Source organism: Agromyces albus, from assembly GCF_030815405.1.
GTDB classification, from domain to species: Bacteria; Actinomycetota; Actinomycetes; order Actinomycetales; family Microbacteriaceae; genus Agromyces; species Agromyces albus_A.
The window spans coordinates 2,708,147-2,726,088 of sequence record NZ_JAUSWX010000001.1 but is presented as its reverse complement, the minus strand read 5'-3'; the positions used below and the strand labels follow the sequence as shown (position 1 = coordinate 2,726,088).

At 69.1% G+C, this 17,942-nt stretch carries 16 protein-coding genes; 10 read left to right on the top strand and 6 right to left on the bottom strand.

All coding sequences use genetic code 11. The features are described from left to right. Nucleotides 1-176: 176 nt before the first annotated feature. From QFZ29_RS12755 to QFZ29_RS12740, 4 genes are read right to left on the bottom strand one after another with little or no spacing between them, the layout of a single operon-like run. Entirely contained in the window at nt 177-944 is a 768-nt protein-coding gene (locus QFZ29_RS12755; protein WP_306894456.1) for an ABC transporter ATP-binding protein, read from the bottom strand. Beyond that, nucleotides 931-1,845: an ABC transporter ATP-binding protein gene (locus QFZ29_RS12750; protein ID WP_306894455.1), complete on the bottom strand. Its 915-nt coding sequence runs from the start codon at nt 1,843-1,845 to the stop codon at nt 931-933. Before QFZ29_RS12750 ends, QFZ29_RS12755 begins: the two co-directional genes overlap by 14 nt. Continuing rightward, nucleotides 1,835-2,815, bottom strand: coding sequence for a branched-chain amino acid ABC transporter permease (locus QFZ29_RS12745; RefSeq protein WP_306896714.1), 981 nt, complete (start codon nt 2,813-2,815; stop codon nt 1,835-1,837). The genes QFZ29_RS12750 and QFZ29_RS12745 overlap by 11 nt, the downstream gene beginning before the upstream one ends. A gap of 15 nt (nt 2,816-2,830) precedes the next feature. Next, nucleotides 2,831-4,036: an ABC transporter permease subunit gene (locus QFZ29_RS12740; RefSeq protein ID WP_306894454.1), complete on the bottom strand. Its 1,206-nt coding sequence runs from the start codon at nt 4,034-4,036 to the stop codon at nt 2,831-2,833. 349 nt (nt 4,037-4,385) lie between these two features. On the opposite strand from QFZ29_RS12740, the gene guaB reads away from it, so the two are divergent. Beyond that, nucleotides 4,386-5,888, top strand: a complete 1,503-nt coding sequence (guaB, locus tag QFZ29_RS12735; protein WP_306894453.1) for an IMP dehydrogenase — start codon at nt 4,386-4,388, stop codon at nt 5,886-5,888. On the opposite strand, the gene QFZ29_RS12730 is transcribed toward guaB, so the two are convergent. Next, nucleotides 5,876-7,033: a MalY/PatB family protein gene (locus QFZ29_RS12730; RefSeq protein WP_306894452.1), complete on the bottom strand. Its 1,158-nt coding sequence runs from the start codon at nt 7,031-7,033 to the stop codon at nt 5,876-5,878. The genes guaB and QFZ29_RS12730 overlap by 13 nt on opposite strands. Nucleotides 7,034-7,145: 112 nt before the next feature. On the opposite strand from QFZ29_RS12730, the gene QFZ29_RS12725 reads away from it, so the two are divergent. The 9 genes from QFZ29_RS12725 to guaA all read left to right on the top strand — a co-directional run bounded on the left by QFZ29_RS12725 (nt 7,146) and on the right by guaA (nt 16,999). Continuing rightward, on the top strand, nt 7,146-8,846 hold the full coding sequence (locus QFZ29_RS12725; protein ID WP_306894451.1) for an ABC-F family ATP-binding cassette domain-containing protein: 1,701 nt from the start codon (nt 7,146-7,148) through the stop codon (nt 8,844-8,846). Nucleotides 8,847-8,894: 48 nt separating this feature from the next. After that, a complete protein-coding gene (locus tag QFZ29_RS12720) occupies nt 8,895-10,019 on the top strand; it encodes a GuaB3 family IMP dehydrogenase-related protein (protein WP_306894450.1) in 1,125 nt (374 codons plus the stop codon). A 115-nt stretch (nt 10,020-10,134) separates the two neighbouring features. Then, nucleotides 10,135-11,847: a glycerol-3-phosphate dehydrogenase/oxidase gene (locus QFZ29_RS12715; RefSeq protein ID WP_373426211.1), complete on the top strand. Its 1,713-nt coding sequence runs from the start codon at nt 10,135-10,137 to the stop codon at nt 11,845-11,847. A 51-nt stretch (nt 11,848-11,898) separates the two neighbouring features. Next, entirely contained in the window at nt 11,899-12,405 is a 507-nt protein-coding gene (locus QFZ29_RS12710) for a cation:proton antiporter regulatory subunit (protein WP_306894448.1), read from the top strand. A gap of 11 nt (nt 12,406-12,416) precedes the next feature. Then, nucleotides 12,417-13,211, top strand: a complete 795-nt coding sequence (locus QFZ29_RS12705) for an SURF1 family cytochrome oxidase biogenesis protein (protein ID WP_306894447.1) — start codon at nt 12,417-12,419, stop codon at nt 13,209-13,211. 68 nt (nt 13,212-13,279) lie between these two features. Then, nucleotides 13,280-14,203 (top strand): S1C family serine protease, encoded by a 924-nt coding sequence (locus tag QFZ29_RS12700; RefSeq protein ID WP_373426272.1) that lies wholly within the window; start codon nt 13,280-13,282, stop codon nt 14,201-14,203. Nucleotides 14,204-14,330: 127 nt separating this feature from the next. Beyond that, nucleotides 14,331-14,927, top strand: coding sequence for a TetR/AcrR family transcriptional regulator (locus QFZ29_RS12695; protein WP_306894445.1), 597 nt, complete (start codon nt 14,331-14,333; stop codon nt 14,925-14,927). 9 nt (nt 14,928-14,936) lie between these two features. Beyond that, nucleotides 14,937-15,401 carry a DUF3817 domain-containing protein gene (locus QFZ29_RS12690; protein WP_306894444.1) on the top strand — a complete coding sequence of 155 codons (465 nt, stop codon included), beginning with the start codon at nt 14,937-14,939 and terminating at the stop codon, nt 15,399-15,401. Beyond that, nucleotides 15,398-16,999, top strand: a complete 1,602-nt coding sequence (gene guaA, locus QFZ29_RS12685; protein ID WP_306894443.1) for a glutamine-hydrolyzing GMP synthase — start codon at nt 15,398-15,400, stop codon at nt 16,997-16,999. Before QFZ29_RS12690 ends, guaA begins: the two co-directional genes overlap by 4 nt. A gap of 75 nt (nt 17,000-17,074) precedes the next feature. On the opposite strand, the gene QFZ29_RS12680 is transcribed toward guaA, so the two are convergent. Next, nucleotides 17,075-17,887: a Bax inhibitor-1/YccA family protein gene (locus tag QFZ29_RS12680; RefSeq protein WP_306894442.1), complete on the bottom strand. Its 813-nt coding sequence runs from the start codon at nt 17,885-17,887 to the stop codon at nt 17,075-17,077. Nucleotides 17,888-17,942: the final 55 nt, after the last annotated feature.

The following is a 17,942-nucleotide window of genomic DNA, read 5'->3' as shown; positions in this document are numbered from 1 at the left end:
CTGTGCGGCGATTCGTGGTGCCTCCACCGGCGTGTCTGCCGACACTGCCTCATCCGCCGATGTGCGGGTGATGCGGAAAGGCATGAGGGCGGGTAAGCGGGGAGCGGGTGCTGGGGTCGGGCGAACGCAGAACGGGGGCGGATGCCGCAGCATCCGCCCCCGTTCGTACTGGTGGATCAGTCCTGGCCGAGCGTGCCCAGGTAGAGGCCGATCACCTTCGGGTCGTTCAACAGGTCGCGCCCCGTGCCGGTGTAGGCGTCGCGGCCCTGATCGAGCACGTAGCCGCGGTCGCAGATCTGCAGGCAGCGCCGCGCGTTCTGCTCGACCATGATGGTGGTCACGCCGGCGCGGTTGATCTCCTTCACACGAAGGAAGGCCTCGTCCTGGCGCACGGGGGAAAGCCCGGCAGAGGGCTCGTCGAGCAGCATCACGTGCGGTCCCATCATGAGCGCGCGCGACATCGCCACCATCTGACGTTCACCACCCGAGAGCGAGCCGGCGCGCTGGCCGAGCCGCTTGCCGAGCTCGGGGAAGATCGCGGTGACGTACTCGAGGCGCTCCTTGACGCCCTTCGGCTTCTGGAACATTCCCATCTCGAGGTTCTCCTGGATGGTGAGCGAGGGGAACACGTTGTTCGTCTGCGGCACGAACCCGACGCCCTTGGCGACGAGCTTGTTCGCCTTGAGGTTCGTGATCTCCTCGCCGTTCAGGCGGATCGCGCCGTCGCGCACCTTCACGAGGCCGAAGATGGCCTTCAGGAGCGTCGACTTGCCGGCGCCGTTCGGGCCGATGATGCCGATGAGCTCGCCCTTCCTCGCAATGAGGGAGCACGAGTTCAGGATGTTCACGCCGGGCAGGTAGCCCGCCGTGACATTCGTGGCTTCCACGACCGCCTCGGCGACGGGTTCGAGGACCGCAGCAGCGGTCGGTTCACTGTTCGTCATCGATGAGCTCCTTCAACACCTCGACGTGCTCGGTGTCCGTTGTGCCGATGTCGGCGTCGTGATGGGCGCCGAGGTAGGCGTCGATCACGGCGGGGTCCTGCATGACCAGATGGGGGTCGCCTTCGGCGACGATCTTGCCCTCGGCCATCACGATGACCCAGTCGGCGATGTGGCGCACCATGTGCATGTCGTGCTCGACGAACAGCACCGTCATGCCTTGGGACTTCAGGTCGAGCACGTGGTCGAGCAGCGACTGCGTGAGGGCCGGGTTGACACCTGCCATCGGCTCGTCGAGCATGACGAGCGTCGGGTCGCTCATGAGCGCCCTCGCCATCTCGAGGAGCTTGCGCTGCCCGCCCGACAGGCTGGCTGCGTAGTCGTCCTTCTTGGTGTCGAGCTTGAAGCGCGCGAGGATCTCGAGTGCCTTCGCCTCGATCTCGTCGTCTTGCTTGCGCCAGAGGAACGGCAGGAACGACCGGAAGAGGTTCTCGCCGATCTGGCCCTTCGCGCCGAGCTTCATGTTGTCGAGCACGGTGAGCAGGGCGAGCGACTTCGTCAGCTGGAAGGTGCGGATGAGGCCCATGCGAGCCACCCGGTAGGCCGGCACATGCGCGAGCGACCGACCGTCGAACTCCCACTTCCCGCTGTCGGGCTTGTCGAAGCCCGTGAGCAGGTTGAAGAGGGTCGTCTTGCCGGCGCCGTTCGGACCGATGAGTGCGGTGATCGCACCCCGGGGGACCTCGACATGGTCGACATCAACGGCGGTGAGACCGCCGAAGGTGCGCCTGACATCGTCGGCGATGAGGATCGGGTCGACCTTGCGGCAACCCGGTGCGGCTTCGCCGACATGGAGGCCGGTGGTCTTCACCGGCTTGGACGTGGGAGTGACGTTACTTGACAAAGGCCAGCTCCTTCTTGTTCCCGAAGATGCCCTGAGGCCTGAATATCACGATCAGCATGATCGCGATGCCGACGAGGATGAACCGGAGCTGGCCGGCCTGCACCTGCGACATGAATGGGAGCCAGCCGGCCTCGACCGCCCGGGCGACGAAGCCCGAGAAGAAGGAGAGCAGCACCCAGAAGATCACCGAGCCGATGACCGGCCCGAGGATCGTGGCGGCCCCGCCGAGGAGCAGGATCGCGTAGACGAAGAAGGTGAGCGACGTCTGGTAGTTCGCCGGCACCACCGACCGGGGCAGGATGAAGATCATGCCCCCGAGGGTGCCGTAGACGCCACCGAGGATGAGGCTCTGCATCTTGTACGAGTAGACGTTCTTGCCGAGTGCGCGCACGGCGTCTTCGTCTTCACGGATGCCCTTGATGACGCGGCCCCACGGGCTGCGCATGATGAGCCACGTGACGAGGGCCAGGAGCACCACGAGCGACCAGCCCACGATGCGGACCCACCAGTCGTACGCGTTGTACGTGAAGGGTCCGAAACCGTAGGTGCCCGAGGGGATCGGGTTGAGCTCGGCGAAGCCGCCCTTGTAGCCCTGCAGGCCGCTCGCCGAGCCGGTGATGTCGGCGAACGTGTTCGTCGTGAACGTGAGCCGCAGGATCTCTGCCGCCGCGATCGTGACGATCGCGAGGTAGTCGGCGCGGAGCCGCAGGGTCGGGATGCCGAGGATCAGGGCGAACACCACGGATGCCGCGATTCCGATGAGCACGGCGGCCCACACGGGGAATCCGAAGCTCAGGATGGAGATCGCGTACCCGTATGCTCCGAGGGCCATGAAGCCCGCCTGACCGAAGTTCAGGAGACCCGTGTAGCCGAAGTGGATCGCCAGGCCGAGGGCGGCCAAGGCGTATGCCGCGGTGGTGGGGCTGATGAGCTCCTGCGCCGCGTTGGAGAAGATCTGAATCCAGTCGATCATGGTCGGTCCTCCTTAGCCGATTCTCTCGCGGCGACCCAGGATGCCCTGCGGTCGGAACAGCAGCACGAGGATGAGCACGACGAGTGCGCCCACGTACTTCATGTCGGATGGCAGCCACAGCGTCGACATCTCGATGAAGAGCCCCACGATGATGGAGCCCACGAGTGCGCCGAACGCGGTGCCGAGCCCGCCGAGGGTGACGGCTGCGAAGATGAGCAGCAGGATCTGGAAGCCCATGTCCCAGCTGACGCCGGGTCGGAAGTACGCCCACAGGATGCCAGAGAGACCGGCGAGCGCGGCGCCCATCACCCAGACGATGCGGATGACGCGATCGACGTCGATGCCGCTCGCTGCGGCGAGGCTCGCATTGTCGGAGACCGCGCGCGTCGCCTTGCCGATGCGCGTACGCAGCAGGAAGTACGCGACGGCCGCGAGCACCACGATGCTCGTGATCATGCTCGCGAGGTCGACCCACGACATCGAGACGGGCCCGAGGTGGATGTCGGAGGCGAGAGTCGCTCCCGGAAGCTGCCGCGTCGATCCACCGTAGATGAACTGGTAGATGTAGCGGACCGCGAGCGAGAGGCCGATGCTGACGATCATGAGCTGGATGAGGCCCACTCCGCGCCTGCGGAGCGGTTTCCAGATCACGGCGTCGAGCGTCCATCCGAGCGCTGCGCTGAGGACGATCGCAATGATGATGGCGAGCCAGATCGGGAATGCGAGGTCGACCCCGAAGGTGAGCATCATGAGCGCCCCGAACGTGACCATCTCCGCGTGCGCGAAGTTCGACAGGCCCGTGGTGCCGAAGATCAGCGAGAGGCCGATCGCCGCGAGTGCGAGCAGAAGGCCGAAGTTCAGACCGTTGATGAACCGGATGAGCACTTGGGCGCCGAAGTCGGTCGTGGTGCGCTGGCCCTCGCCGAGGAAGAAGTTCACCGCCTTGAGCTTCGTGAGCCCGAACTCCGAGGTGATGGTGGCCTGGCCTTCTGCGACGACGACGCCCTCGGGAAGGGTGTCCTCGTCGAGCGTGAGCTCGTACTCGGCCTTCTCGGGCACGCCGATGCGCCACTTGCCCTCGGCATCGGTCTCTGTCTCGGCTTCGAAGCCGTCGTCGCCTTCGACCGTGATGCGAACGCCCTCGAGCGGTTCATCATCGAATGTCACGTTGCCCGTGAAGAAGTACTCGAACTCCTCGGCGCTGTCCTCCGTACTCACGGAATCCGCCATCGCAGGGGACGCTGCGATGCCGGACAGAGTGAGTGCGGACAACAGGATTCCGAGGAGGACGAACCACCTTCGGGGCGACCGTTTGGCGACTGTTTGCGTGGGTTCCACTGCACCTCCAAGGGTGCCCGGGGGCTTATGGCCGCCCGGGTCCGGTCTTTCCTATCGACATCGTCGTCGACAGTACGTGCCGATTATGTCCCAAGTGTTTCATGCGCGGTCCACAATGGCCCTCGATTGTTATCCGGGGAATGCCCTCTATGCAAACTCGCTTAACATTGAGTGATCGCACGATTCACTTTCGCGCGGCCACTGGGGCATCACAGATTGAAGGGAAGACATGGATCAGGCAGATCCGTTCGGATTCACGGGACTCACGTACGACGACGTCCTGCTGCTGCCAGGTCACACCGATGTGATCCCGAGCGAAGCCGACACGGCCTCGCGTCTCACCCGGCGCATCACCGTCGCGACGCCGCTCCTGTCGGCCGCGATGGACACCGTCACCGAGTCGCGCATGGCGATCGCCATGGCCCGACAGGGCGGTATCGGCATCCTGCACCGCAACCTCTCGATCGAGGAGCAGGCAGAGATGGTCGACCGCGTGAAGCGCAGCGAGTCGGGCATGGTCTCCAATCCGGTGACGACGACGCCCGACGCATCCGTCGCCGAGGTCGACGAGTTGTGTGCCACGTTCCGCGTCAGCGGCCTGCCGGTCATCGACGCCGACGGCATCCTCGTCGGCATCATCACGAACCGCGACATGCGGTTCGTCTCCGATTTCGAGAAGTCGTCGACGAAGGTCGCCGACGTCATGACGAAGATGCCGCTCATCACGGGCCGCGTCGGCATGGACCCCGACGAGGCGATCGCGATCTTCGCGCAGCACAAGGTCGAGAAGCTGCCGCTCGTCGACGACGAGGGCCGGCTCACGGGCCTCATCACGGTCAAGGACTTCGACAAGTCGGAGCAGTACCCCAACGCGACGAAAGACGCCGAGGGTCGCTTGCGGGTCGGTGCCGCGATGGGCTTCTTCGGTGACGCATGGGAGCGCGCAGAGGCGCTCCGCGACGCGGGCGTCGACGTGCTCGTCGTCGACACGGCCAACGGCGAGAGCGCCGGCGTCCTCGCCATCATCCGGCGGATCAAGGCCGACGCGACGTTCGCCCACATCGACGTGATCGGCGGCAACGTCGCCACTCGTGAGGGCGCCCAGGCGCTCGTCGACGCGGGTGCCGACGCCGTGAAGGTCGGCGTCGGTCCCGGCTCGATCTGCACGACGCGTGTCGTCGCCGGTGTCGGCGTGCCCCAGGTCACGGCCGTCTACGAGGCGTCGAAGGCGACGAGGCCCGCAGGGGTCCCGCTCATCGCCGACGGCGGGCTGCAGTACTCGGGCGACATCGCGAAGGCGCTCGTCGCCGGAGCCGACACGGTCATGCTCGGCTCGCTCCTCGCGGGCACCGCCGAGAGCCCGGGCGAGCTCGTCTTCCAGAACGGCAAGCAGTTCAAGACCTACCGCGGCATGGGCTCGCTCGGCGCGTTGCAGACCCGCGGCAAGAAGACCTCGTACTCGAAAGACCGCTACTTCCAGTCGGATGTCCCGAGCGACGACAAGCTCATCCCCGAGGGCATCGAGGGCCAGGTGCCCTACCGCGGCCCGGTGTCGGCCGTCGCCTACCAGCTCGTCGGCGGGCTCCGACAGTCGATGTTCTACGTGGGCGCCCGCACCATCGATGAGCTGAAGGCCAAGGGCAAGTTCGTGCGGATCACGCCGGCCGGTCTCAAGGAGTCGCACCCGCACGACGTGCAGATCGTGGTGGAGGCGCCGAACTACACCAGGTGAGCCTCCGCCAGCCGCGTGATCGCCTCGTCGAGCACCTCGGGCGTGCAGGCGAAGTTCAGCCGCGCATGCCCACGCCCCACGGTGGCACCGAACGTCGGACCGTTGGCGAGCGCGACCTTCGCGTGCTCGAGGGCGTAGGCCGCCGGGTCGTCGCCCCAGCCGAGCACTGAGAGGTCGAGCCAGGCGAGGTACGTGGCGTCGGGCATCCGGTAGCGCACCCCGGGAAGCTCGTCGGCGAGGAGATCGGCGAGCAGCCGCCGATTGTCGTCGAGGCTCGCGAGCACGCCGTCGAGCCACGGCCCGCCCGCCCGGAACGCCGCGACCGAGGCGATCGCGCCGAACTGCCCCATGCGCCATTCGACTTCGTAGGGCAGGGCGGCACGGACGCGGTCGCCGCGATCGCTCGCGGTGACGACGAGCGCGGACTTCAGCCCGGCGATGTTGAACGACTTGCTGGCCGACGTGATCGCGATGCCGTGCTCGCGCGCGGCATCCGAGACCGTGAGGAACGGCGTGTAGGGCGTCGCGGGCTGCGCGAGCGGCCCGTGCACCTCGTCGGCGACGATCGTGACGTCGTGGCGCGCGGCGATCTCGGCGAGCGCCGCGAGCGTCGCGGCATCCGGGACCATGCCGATCGGATTGTGCGGGTTGCAGAGCACCATCGCCCGGGCGCCCGCCTCGAACGCCGCCTCGATGCCCTCGAGGTCGAGGGCCCAGCCCTGGTCGATGCCCCCGAGCATCGGCACTTCGACGATCCGGGCCGAGCTCTCGGTCACGAGGTCGAAGAACGGCGGGTAGATGGGCGGCGTGATGACGACGCCGTCTCCGGGCTTCGTGACCCGGCGCAGCACCTCGACGATGCCCATGCTCACGTCGGCGGTGCACGTGACGCGGGCCGGGTCGACGTCCCAGCCGAGGCGCGTCGCGGCGAAGCCCTGGAACGCCTCGGCGACGGTGCGGCTGCCCTGGTTGTACCCCGTGTCCGAGCGTCGCACCGCGTCGATGAGCGCCGCCGCGATGGGCTCGGCGAGCGGGTAGTCCATCTCGGCGACGGGCAGCGGCAGCACGTCGGCGGGGTAGCTGCGCCACTTCGCGCTCGTGCGGTTGCGGAGGGCGTCGAGCGGTTCTGCGGCGATGCGTTGCATGCCTCCAGCTTGCCGCAGATCGGATCGAGTGGCACGGGAACTCGCGGTGCGTGTAGTCTGGTCGGCTGCCCGGGGGCGGCGCGGCGCGGCCGCCGACCGATCGGACACTCGCATGGGCTTCATCGACGTCAACGGCGTCTGGTTCTCGCTACCCGACGGCAGGCCGTTGCTCGCCGACCTCGCATTCCGGGTGACGGATGCCGCGACGACGGCGCTCATCGGCGCGAACGGCGCGGGCAAGTCGACCCTGCTGCGCATCATCCGCGGCGACGTCCGCCCCGACGAGGGCAGCGTGCAGGTCGACGGCGGACTCGGCGTGATGGACCAGTTCGTGGGCACGGGCCGAACCGTCGACGGGGCCGCCGAGACGGTCGCGGGGCTGCTCGTGTCGGTCGCGCCGGCCCGCATCAGGGCCGCGGCGATCGAGCTCGAGGCATCCGAGGACGCCCTCATCGAACGCGACGACACGGCGGCGCAGATGCGCTACGCGACGGCGCTCGCCGAGTACGCCGAGGCCGGCGGCTACGAGCAGGAGGTCGTGTGGGACCACTGCACGAGCGCGGCGCTCGGCATTCCCTTCGAACGCGCCAAGTGGCGCGAGCTCGCCACGCTCTCGGGCGGCGAGCAGAAGCGGCTCGCGCTCGAGGCGCTCTTCCGCGGGCCCGAGCAGGTGCTGCTCCTCGACGAGCCCGACAACTCCCTCGACGTGCCCGGCAAGCGCTGGCTCGAGGCGCAGTTGCGGTCGACGCCGAAGACGGTGCTGCTCGTCTCGCACGACCGTGAGCTGCTCGCGCGCGCCGCCGACCGCATCGTGACGCTCGAGCTCGGTGCCGCCGGCAACACCGCGTGGGTGCACGGCGGCAGCTTCGAGGGATACCACCGCGCGCGCGACGAGCGCTTCGAGCGGCTCGACGAGTTGCGGCGGCGCTGGGATGAACAGCACGCCGCACTGCGAACGCTCGTCGCGACCCTCAAGGTGAAGGCCACCTGCAACGACGGCATGGCGTCGCGCTACCAGGCCGCCGTCACGCGGTTGCGGAAGTTCGAGGAGGCCGGGCCGCCCGAGGAGCGCCCGCCGTCGCAGAACGTGGCGATGCGGCTGCGCGGGGAGCGCACCGGCAAGCGCTCGGTGGTGTGCGAGCGCCTCGAGCTCACGGGCCTCATGAAGCCGTTCGACCTCGAGGTCTGGTACGGCGACCGGGTCGCGGTGCTCGGATCGAACGGCTCGGGCAAGTCGCATTTCCTCCGGTTGCTCGCCGGCGGCGGCACCGAGCCCGATCGCACGCTCGGGCACGTCACGACGGTCGGGGAGAAGCTCGCCCGGATTCCCCACACCGGGCGCGCGGTGCTCGGTGCGAGAGTCGTGCCGGGGTGGTTCGCGCAGAACCACGAGCACCCCGAGTTCCGCGGGCGCACCCTGCTCGAACTCCTGCATCGCGGCGACGCCAACCGCGACGGCATGGCGCGCGAGGCGGCGAGTTCGGCCCTCGATCGGTATGGGCTCGCGGCATCCGCGCAGCAGACCTTCGACTCGCTCTCGGGCGGTCAGCAGGCGCGCCTGCAGATCCTGCTGCTCGAGCTGTCGGGGGCGACGCTGCTGCTGCTCGACGAGCCCACCGACAACCTCGACCTTGTCTCGGCCGAGGCGCTCGAGAACGCGCTCTCGCGATTCGACGGCACCGTGCTCGCCGTGACGCACGACCGCTGGTTCACGCGCAGCTTCGACCGGTTCGTGGTGTTCGGCGCGGACGGCGAGGTCGTCGAGTCGGATGCCCCGGTGTGGAACGAGGGGCGCGTGGCGAGAGCTCGCTGACGCGCCTCCTCAACCAGCCGGCCCGCGGACGTTCGGTAGGGTTGACTCGTGACCCAGGAGATCGAGATCGGCCGCTCGAAGCGGGGCCGTCGTGTCTATGCCTTCGACGACATCGCGATCGTTCCGAGCCGCCGCACGCGCGACCCCGAAGACGTCTCGACGACGTGGTCGATCGACGCCTACCAGTTCGACATCCCGTTCCTCGCGGCCCCGATGGATTCCGTCGTCTCGCCTCGCACGGCGATCATGATGGGTCAGCTCGGCGGGCTCGGCGTGCTCGACCTCGAAGGCCTGTGGACCCGGTACGACGACGCCGAGTCGGTGCTCGCCGAGATTCGCGGGCTGTCCGCCGAGAAGGCGACCACGCGCATGCAGGAGCTCTACTCCGCGCCCATCAGGCCCGAGCTCGTCACCGAGCGCCTCGCCGAGATCCGCGCGGCCGGCGTCACCGTCGCGGGCGCGCTCTCGCCGCAGCGCACGCAGGAGCTGTACGAGACCGTCGTCGCCGCAGGGGTCGACCTCTTCGTGATCCGAGGCACCACGGTCTCGGCCGAGCACGTCTCGAGGAACCAGGAGCCGCTGAACCTCAAGAAGTTCATCTACGAGCTCGACGTGCCCGTCATCGTCGGCGGCGCGGGCACGTACACGGCCGCGCTGCACCTCATGCGCACGGGCGCAGCGGGCGTGCTCGTCGGCTTCGGCGGGGGAGCGGCGTCCACGACGCGGGCGACGCTCGGCATCCACGCGCCGATGGCCACGGCGGTGGCGGATGTCGCCGGCGCGCGCCGCGACTACCTCGACGAGTCGGGCGGGCGCTACGTGCACGTCATCGCCGACGGCGGCGTGGGCAAGTCGGGCGACATCGTGAAGGCGATCGCGTGCGGCGCCGACGCCGTCATGCTCGGTGCAGCACTCGCTCGGGCGACGGATGCCCCGGGCGCCGGCTTCCACTGGGGCGCAGAGGCGCACCACGCGAAGCTGCCCCGCGGCCAGCGGGTCAAGGTCGGCCAGGTCGCCCCGCTCGAGGAGATCCTCTACGGCCCAGCGCCGGCCGCCGATGGCACGGCCAACCTCATCGGGGCGCTCAAGCGCTCGATGGCCACCACGGGGTATTCCGACCTCAAGGAGTTCCAGCGCGTCGAGGTCATCGTCGCGCCGTACAGCTCCGCCTGAACGCGCGCGCTGCATGGCGCAGGGCCGACCCCTCGGGTAGCGTGGAACGCGAGCGCGCGGCCGTGCAGGCGCCCGGCCGTGAGGATGGGGAACGACGATGGCGAGACTCAATACGGTGACGCGTTCGACGAAGCTCGGACCAGAGGAACGAGAAGCGGCGATCGCTCGCCTGAAGGAGAAAGAGCTCGACATCCTCGTCGTCGGAGGCGGCATCGTCGGCACCGGCAGCGCGCTCGACGCCGTGACGCGTGGTCTCAGCGTCGGCCTGCTCGAGGCTCGTGACTGGGCGTCGGGCACCTCGAGTCGTTCGTCGAAGCTCGTGCACGGCGGCATCCGGTATCTCGAACAGCTCGACTTCCGGCTCGTACGCGAGGCGCTCATCGAGCGGGGTCTCCTGCTGCAGCGCATCGCGCCGCACCTCGTGAAGCCCGTGCGATTCCTCTACCCGTTGAAGACGCGGTTCATCGAACGCTTCTACGTCGGCGCCGGCATGCTGCTCTACGACCTCTTCAGCTACACGGGCGGTCGCCCGCCCGGCGTGCCGCACCACCGCCACCTCTCGAAGCGCCAGGTGATGAAGGCGATTCCCTCGCTCGCGCCGAACGCGCTCATCGGGGGCATCACCTACTACGACGGGCAGGTCGACGACGCCCGGTATGTCGCCTCCCTGGCCCGCACCGCGTCGTTCTACGGCGCGCACGTCGCGAGCCGCGTGAAGGTCGAGGGCTTCATCAAGGTCGGCGAGCGGGTCGTGGGCGTGAAGGCGCACGACCTGCAGACCGACGAGCGCTTCGAGGTGCGCGCCAAGCAGGTCGTGAACGCCACCGGAGTGTGGACGGATGACACGCAGCGCATGGTCGGCGAACGCGGCACGTTCCACGTGCGAGCCTCGAAGGGCATCCACCTCGTCGTGCCCCGCGACCGCTTCCAGTCGACGATGGGCCTCCTGCTCCGCACCGAGAAGAGCGTGCTCTTCGTCATCCCGTGGGGTCGCCACTGGCTCATCGGCACGACCGACACCGAGTGGAACCTCGACAAGGCGCACCCTGCCGCGACGGCGGCCGACATCGACTACCTGCTCGAGCACGTGAACGCCGTGCTCGGCGTCCCGCTCACGCGCGAAGACGTCGAGGGCGTGTACGCGGGGCTCCGGCCGCTCCTCGCGGGCGAGAGCGAGCAGACCTCCAAGCTCTCGCGCGAACACGTCGTGGCGCACACGGTGCCGGGTCTCGTCGTCGTCGCCGGCGGCAAGTGGACCACCTACCGGGTGATGGCCAAAGACGCGATCGACGCGGCCGCCGACGCCCTCGACGGCAAGGTTCCCGCGTCCACCACCCAAGACATCCCGCTGCTCGGCGCCGAGGGCTACCAGGCAGCCTGGAACAAGCGCGGCAAGATCGCCCGCGCCTTCGGCGTCCACAAGGTGCGCATCGAGCACCTGCTCAATCGCTACGGCACGATGACCGACGAACTGCTCGACATCATCAGGTCGGATGCCTCGCTCGGCGAGCCGCTGCCGGGTGCCGACGACTACCTCGAGGCCGAGGTCGTCTACGCGGCCTCGCACGAGGGAGCGCTGCACCTCGACGACGTGCTCGCGCGCCGCACCCGCATCTCGATCGAGGCGTGGGACCGCGGGGTCTCCGCGGCGCCGGTCGCGGCGAGGCTCATGGCCGGGGTGCTCGGCTGGGATGCCGCGCGAGAGGCGCTCGAGGTCGAGCGCTACCTCGAGCGGGTGGCCGCCGAGCGTGCGTCGCAGCTGCAGCCCGACGACGAGTCAGCCGACCGCGTGCGGCTGGAGGCTCCCGACATCGTGAAGGTGGACTGAAACGCGCGGATAGACTTGGGGCGACGCACTCGAGACCAAGGAGTCCGCGCCATGGTCGATGTCCGCCGGGTCACCCTCCCCGGGGTGGGGGTATTGCACTCCTTCACGAATGCCGACGGCGTCGAACTCGCCGTCGTCGCACACCGCACGGGCTCGAGCGATCTCGTCACGAGGCCGGCCGGTGACGACGACGACACGGCCGCGTCGACGATCCGGCTGCGTGAAGACGAAGCGCACACCCTCGCCGAGCTGCTCGGCGGCACGCGCATCGTCGAGTCGATCACCGAGCTCGACGAACTGCCGGGCGTGCCGATCGACTGGGTGAGCGTCGACGCCGACGACGCGATCGCCGGGCGCGCGCTCGGCGAGGTGCCCGTGGCCTCCGGCGTCGCCATCGTCGCGGTCGTCCGCGACGATCACGCCCACCCGTCACCCGCCGCCGATTTCGTCGTGCAGGCGGGCGACACCATCGTCGCGGTCGGCCCGCACGAGGGCATCGCCACGGTGTTCCGCGCGGTGCAGCAGGGCGTGGGCCTTGCCGGGAGGCACGGCGCCTGATGCTGCGGATGATGGTGCGCCCCAAGTGGGTGCTCGCGCTCCTGCTCGCCCTCGGCGTCGCCGCCGGCTTCGCGCTGCTCGGCCAATGGCAGCTCCAACGCGCCGTCGAGTCATCCGTCGTCGTCGAGCGGCCGACCGAGGAGGTCCGCCCGTTCGCCGGCGTGGCCGAGCCCGACGTGCCGACGAAGCAGGCGGCGACGGCGCAGATGGTCGAGGTCACGGGCGTCGTCGTGCCCGGAGACACGGTCATCGTCGAGGGCCGGCTCAACGACGGTGTCGCCGGCTTCTGGCCGGTGGCACACCTCGAGGTGACGGATGGCGCAGCCGGAGGTCTCCCCGTGGCGCTCGGCTGGGCCGCCGACGAGGCGACCGCTCGGGCCGCCGCCGAGCGGTTCGAAGCCGCGGCCGGCGCGGAGGTCACCATCACCGGCCGGTTCCTGCCGAGCGAGGCGCCCGTCGTTCCCCCCGAAGACGGCGATCCCTTCGCGATGACGACCGTCGCGGTCGCCCAACTCGTGAACATCTGGGCCGACTACGACGACCGGCCCGTGTACTTCGGCTACGTCACGGCGGCCGAGCCCGTCGCGGGGCTCGAGGCGATCGTCTCGCCGCCGCCCGAGCTGGCCGTGGAGTTCAACTGGCTGAACATCTTCTACGCCGTCGAGTGGGTGGTGTTCGCCGGGTTCGCGGTCTTCCTCTGGTACCGCCTGGTGCGCGATGCCGTCGAGCGGGAACGCGACGAGGCCGACGAGGCCGACGAGACGCCCGGTCGTGCGTCGGAGGAAGCCGGCACGCCGGCCCGCTGACCGGGTTTCCGCTCGCGGCGAACTCGGGGTGCGCATCGCCTCGCGAGGGTCATGATTCCCTTGTGACCATCGAAGATCCGCTCGACGCCTATTCGGCCGTCGTCACTGCGGTTGCAAGCTCGGTGCTGCCGAGCGTCGCGAGCCTCGCGGTCCGCACTGCTCGTGGCGAAGGCGCCGGGAGCGCGAGCGTCATCAGTGCCGACGGCGTCCTGCTCACGAGCGCACATGTCGTGATGGGGGCGAGATCGGCAGAGGCGACGTTCGGCGACGGCACGTCCGTCACGGTCGACGTCGTCGGCCGCGACGTGCTCTCCGACCTCGCGGTGCTGCGCGCTCGTGGACCGGTGCCCCCGCCCCTCACGCTCGGCGACGCGGCCGGGCTCCGCGTCGGCCAGCTCGTGGTCGCCGTGGGCAACCCGCTCGGCCTCGCCGGCAGTGTGACGGCCGGCATCGTCTCGAACCTCGGGCGATCGCTGCCCACGGCATCGGGCCGGGTGATCGACGAGGTGATCCAGACGGATGCCGCGCTGAATCCCGGGAACTCGGGCGGCGCGCTCGCCGACGGCAAGGGTCGCATGGTCGGCGTGAACACCGCGGTCGCCGGCATCGGCCTCGGCCTCGCCGTGCCGATCAACCTCGCCACGCGCGGCATCATCGAGACGCTCGTGCGCACCGGACGCGTGCGACGGGCCTGGCTCGGCATCGTGGGGATGCAGGTGCAGCTCGAACCGTCGCTCGCGGCCCGCATCGGCTCGCCGACGGGCCTGCAGGTCGCGGGTGTGGCCACCGACAGCCCGGCGGAGCTCGCCGGGGTGCATCGCGGCGACATCGTCGTCTCGCTCGACGGTCAGGAGATCGTGACCTCGACGTCGATCCAGAAGCTCATGGTCGAGGACGCGATCGACCGGCAGGTCGAGATGACGCTCTGGCGTAACGGAGCGCTCGTGGACGTGTTCGTCGTTCCCCGCGAGCTCGTCGACGCGCCGCGATAGGCGGCGCTCCTCAGGGCGGATACATACAGTGTGTATGCATTCTCACTGACGTACAGTGTGTATGTCAATCGCAGCCGGCGGGGCAGCGCGGCTGCCTGGTTGCACCGCCGCCGAGGATCGGAGAGGGATGCCCACGAAGGCCGAGCAGCGCGAGCGGACTCGCGTCGCGATTCTCGAGATCGCCGCGCGCCGATTCGCCGAGCACGGCTACGCCGGGGTGGCCCTCGAAGACGTCGTCGCCGAGGCCGGCCTCACCCGCGGTGCGCTCTACCACCACTTCGGCAGCAAGTCCGGCCTGTTCCGTGCCGTCGTCGAGCACGCGCAGCGCGAGGTCGCGCACGCGGTGGAGGTCGCGGCATCCGGAGTCGAAGCTCCGCTCGAGTCGTTCCTCGCCGGCTGCCGCGCGTTCCTCGACGCGAGCCTCGCCCCCGAGGTTCGGCGGATCCTGCTCGTCGACGGCCCCGCTGTGCTCGGCTGGGACGACTGGCGCGAGGGCGACCTCGACACAAGCGTGCGCCTGCTCGACGAGGGCGTCGCCGAGCTCGCGGAGGCCGGCGTGATCGGCGGGGAGCGCCTCGGCACCGTCACCACGATGATCTCGGGCGCGCTCAACGAGGTGGCGATCGCGAACGCCACGGCCGCGGATGCCGCCGGCGAGATCGATGCCGCGATCGACACCCTCGCCCGCTTGCTCTCGGGTCTTTCTCCGAAACGCGCACCGTAGACTGGTCGCATGCCCCTCGAGCCGAAACTCGCCGATCTGCCGCGCATCCGCGGGGCGCTCCGCTTCTACCAGGTCGCCTCGATCATCACGGGTGTACTGCTCCTCGCGCTGTGCGCCGAGATGATCATGAAGTACGCATTCGGCCTCGAGCTCGAGCTCGGCGGCGAGCGGGGCTTCCTCGCGTTCGTGCCGGGCGACACGGTCACGGCGGTCAACCTCTCGACCGGCATCCTCATCGTGCACGGCTGGTTCTACGTCGTGTACCTCTTCAGCGACTTCCGGCTCTGGAGCCTCATGCGCTGGCCGTTCACGCGATTCATCGTCATCGCCCTCGGCGGCGTCATCCCCTTCCTCTCGTTCTTCCTCGAGGTGCGCAACGGCCGCGAGGTGCGCGAATACCTCGATCGCCGCGAGCACGAGAGCGCGCAGCCCACATCCGACAGCACCGCCGACACCGTGGAGGCCCAGCAGTGACCGAGCAGACCGAGCAGACCGTGCAGTCGACTGAACAGCGCCCGGTGCTCGTCGTCGACTTCGGCGCGCAGTACGCGCAGCTCATCGCGCGGCGCGTGCGCGAGGCATCCGTCTACTCCGAGATCGTGCCGCACACGATCACCGCCGAAGAGGTCGCCGCGAAGAACCCCGTCGGCATCGTGCTCTCGGGCGGGCCGTCGTCGGTGTACGAAGAGGGTGCGCCCGCGCTCGACGAGGGCATCCTGAAGCTCGGGGTGCCGACGCTCGGCATCTGCTACGGCTTCCAGGTGATGGCCCAGCAGCTGGGCGGCGAGGTCGCCCACACCGGGCATCGCGAGTACGGCTCCACCGCCCTCACGGCGCGCACCGACGACGGCAACGCGCTGCTCGACGGCCAGCCCCAGGCGCAGACGGTCTGGATGAGCCACGGCGACTCGGTCGCGGTCGCTCCCGAGGGCTTCGAGGTGCTCGCCTCGACCGCCACGACGCCGGTCGCCGCGTTCGCGAACGACGCGAAGGGCTTCTACGGCGTGCAGTGGCACCCCGAGGTGAAGCACTCCGAGTTCGGCCAGCGCGTCATCGAGAACTTCCTGCACCGCGCGGCGGGCATCCCCGCCGACTGGAACTCGGGCAACGTCATCGCCGAGCAGGTCGCGCGCATCCGCGAGCAGGTCGGCTCGGCGCGCGTCATCGCGGGGCTCTCGGGCGGCGTCGACTCCGCTGTCGCCGCGGCGATCGTGCACGAGGCCGTCGGCGACCAGCTCGTGTGCGTCTTCGTCGACCACGGACTGCTGCGCAAAGACGAGCGACGCCAGGTCGAGGAGGACTACGTCGCCGCCACCGGCATCCGGCTCGTCACGATCGACGCCGTCGACACCTTCCTCGATGCGCTCGCCAGCGTGAGCGACCCCGAAGAGAAGCGCAAGATCATCGGGCGCGAGTTCATCCGCGCGTTCGAGCGGGCCGAGCGCGACCTCGTCGCCGAGGCCGCCGCCGACGGCGAGCCGATCCGGTTCCTCGTCCAGGGCACGCTGTATCCCGACGTCGTCGAATCGGGCGGCGGCACGGGCACGGCGAACATCAAGAGCCACCACAACGTCGGCGGCCTCCCAGAAGACCTGCAGTTCGAGCTCGTCGAGCCGCTGCGCACCCTCTTCAAAGACGAGGTGCGGGCGATCGGACGCGAGCTCGGCCTGCCCGAGGCGATCGTGGGTCGCCAGCCGTTTCCGGGGCCAGGCCTCGGGATCCGCATCGTTGGCGAGGTCACCGCTGATCGTCTCGAGATCCTGCGTGACGCCGACGCGATCGCCCGCCAGGAGCTGACTGCCGCCGGCCTCGACCAGGAGATCTGGCAGTGCCCCGTCGTGCTGCTCGCCGACGTGCGCTCGGTGGGCGTGCAGGGCGACGGCCGCACCTACGGGCACCCGATCGTGCTGCGGCCCGTCTCCTCCGAAGACGCGATGACCGCCGACTGGACTCGGTTGCCCTACGACGTGCTCGCGAAGATCTCGAACCGCATCACGAACGAGGTGCGCGAGGTCAACCGGGTCGTGCTCGACGTCACGTCGAAGCCGCCGGGCACCATCGAGTGGGAGTAGCGTCGGGGTGTACCCCGAAACACGAAAGGCCGCCCGAGGGCGGCCTTTCGACGTTGGAGCGAGTTGCGCGAGTGGTCAGTCGCTGGACTGCATGATCGCGAGCATCCGGAGGATCTCGAGGTACAGCCAGATGACCGTGACCATGATGCCGAAGACTCCGGTCCACTCGTACTTGCGCGGGGCGCGGTTGCGCACGCCCTGCTGGATGAAGTCGAAGTCGAGCACGAGCGAGTACGCGGCCATGATCACGACGAAGACGCCGAGGATCACGCCGAGCGGGATGCCCATGATCGGCACCGAACGCAGGCCGAACGGGTCGTCGGTGGCGCCGAAGACCATGAGCCCGAAGTTCACGAGCGAGAACACCGCGTAGCCGATCATCGCGACGAGGAAGATCTTCGTCGCCTTCTTCGAGGCGCGGATCTTGCCCGAGGCGAAGAGCGCGAGCGTCACGCCCACGACGACGAGCGTCGCGATGACGGCCTGCGAGACGATGCCGCCGCCGAAGGCCAGCTCGTACCAGGCCGAGATGCCGCCGACGAAGACGCCCTGCACGCCGGAGTAGGCGAGGATGAGGCCCGGCGACGGCTCCTTCTTGAAGATGTTGACGAGCGCGAGCACGAACCCGACGAGGCCGGCGCCGATCCACAGGAACGGCAGCGACTCAGCGGTCAGCCAGCCGAGCGCTGCACCCACGATGAGCAGGCCGAAGCTCGCGGCGGACTTCTGGAGCGTCGTCTCGATCGTCATGACATCGCGGTCGGGCAGCGTCGCGGGCTGGTTGTACATCTCCTGCAGCTGCTGTGCGGACACGTCTTGCGCGGCGGCGACGGCTCCCTGCGAAGAGAAGGCGGAATTCCGCTTGAAGGCGGGATTGTCGAGAGCCATGGTGTTCCTCTGCTTTCGGCTGGCGTCGGTGCGGGGGACGGGTGGCCGGATGCGG

Excerpts from the sequence above, each read along its gene's own strand:
- QFZ29_RS12695 (WP_306894445.1), top strand. The coding sequence starts at position 14,331 with ATGCCCACGAAGGCCGAGCAGCGCGAGCGGACTCGCGTCGCGATTCTC.
- QFZ29_RS12690 (WP_306894444.1), top strand. The coding sequence starts at position 14,937 with ATGCCCCTCGAGCCGAAACTCGCCGATCTGCCGCGCATCCGCGGGGCG.
- QFZ29_RS12710 (WP_306894448.1), top strand. The coding sequence starts at position 11,899 with ATGGTCGATGTCCGCCGGGTCACCCTCCCCGGGGTGGGGGTATTGCAC.
- QFZ29_RS12680 (WP_306894442.1), bottom strand. The coding sequence starts at position 17,887 with ATGGCTCTCGACAATCCCGCCTTCAAGCGGAATTCCGCCTTCTCTTCG.
- QFZ29_RS12755 (WP_306894456.1), bottom strand. The coding sequence starts at position 944 with ATGACGAACAGTGAACCGACCGCTGCTGCGGTCCTCGAACCCGTCGCC.
- guaB (WP_306894453.1), top strand. The coding sequence starts at position 4,386 with ATGGATCAGGCAGATCCGTTCGGATTCACGGGACTCACGTACGACGAC.
- QFZ29_RS12725 (WP_306894451.1), top strand. The coding sequence starts at position 7,146 with ATGGGCTTCATCGACGTCAACGGCGTCTGGTTCTCGCTACCCGACGGC.
- QFZ29_RS12705 (WP_306894447.1), top strand. The coding sequence starts at position 12,417 with ATGGTGCGCCCCAAGTGGGTGCTCGCGCTCCTGCTCGCCCTCGGCGTC.
- QFZ29_RS12730 (WP_306894452.1), bottom strand. The coding sequence starts at position 7,033 with ATGCAACGCATCGCCGCAGAACCGCTCGACGCCCTCCGCAACCGCACG.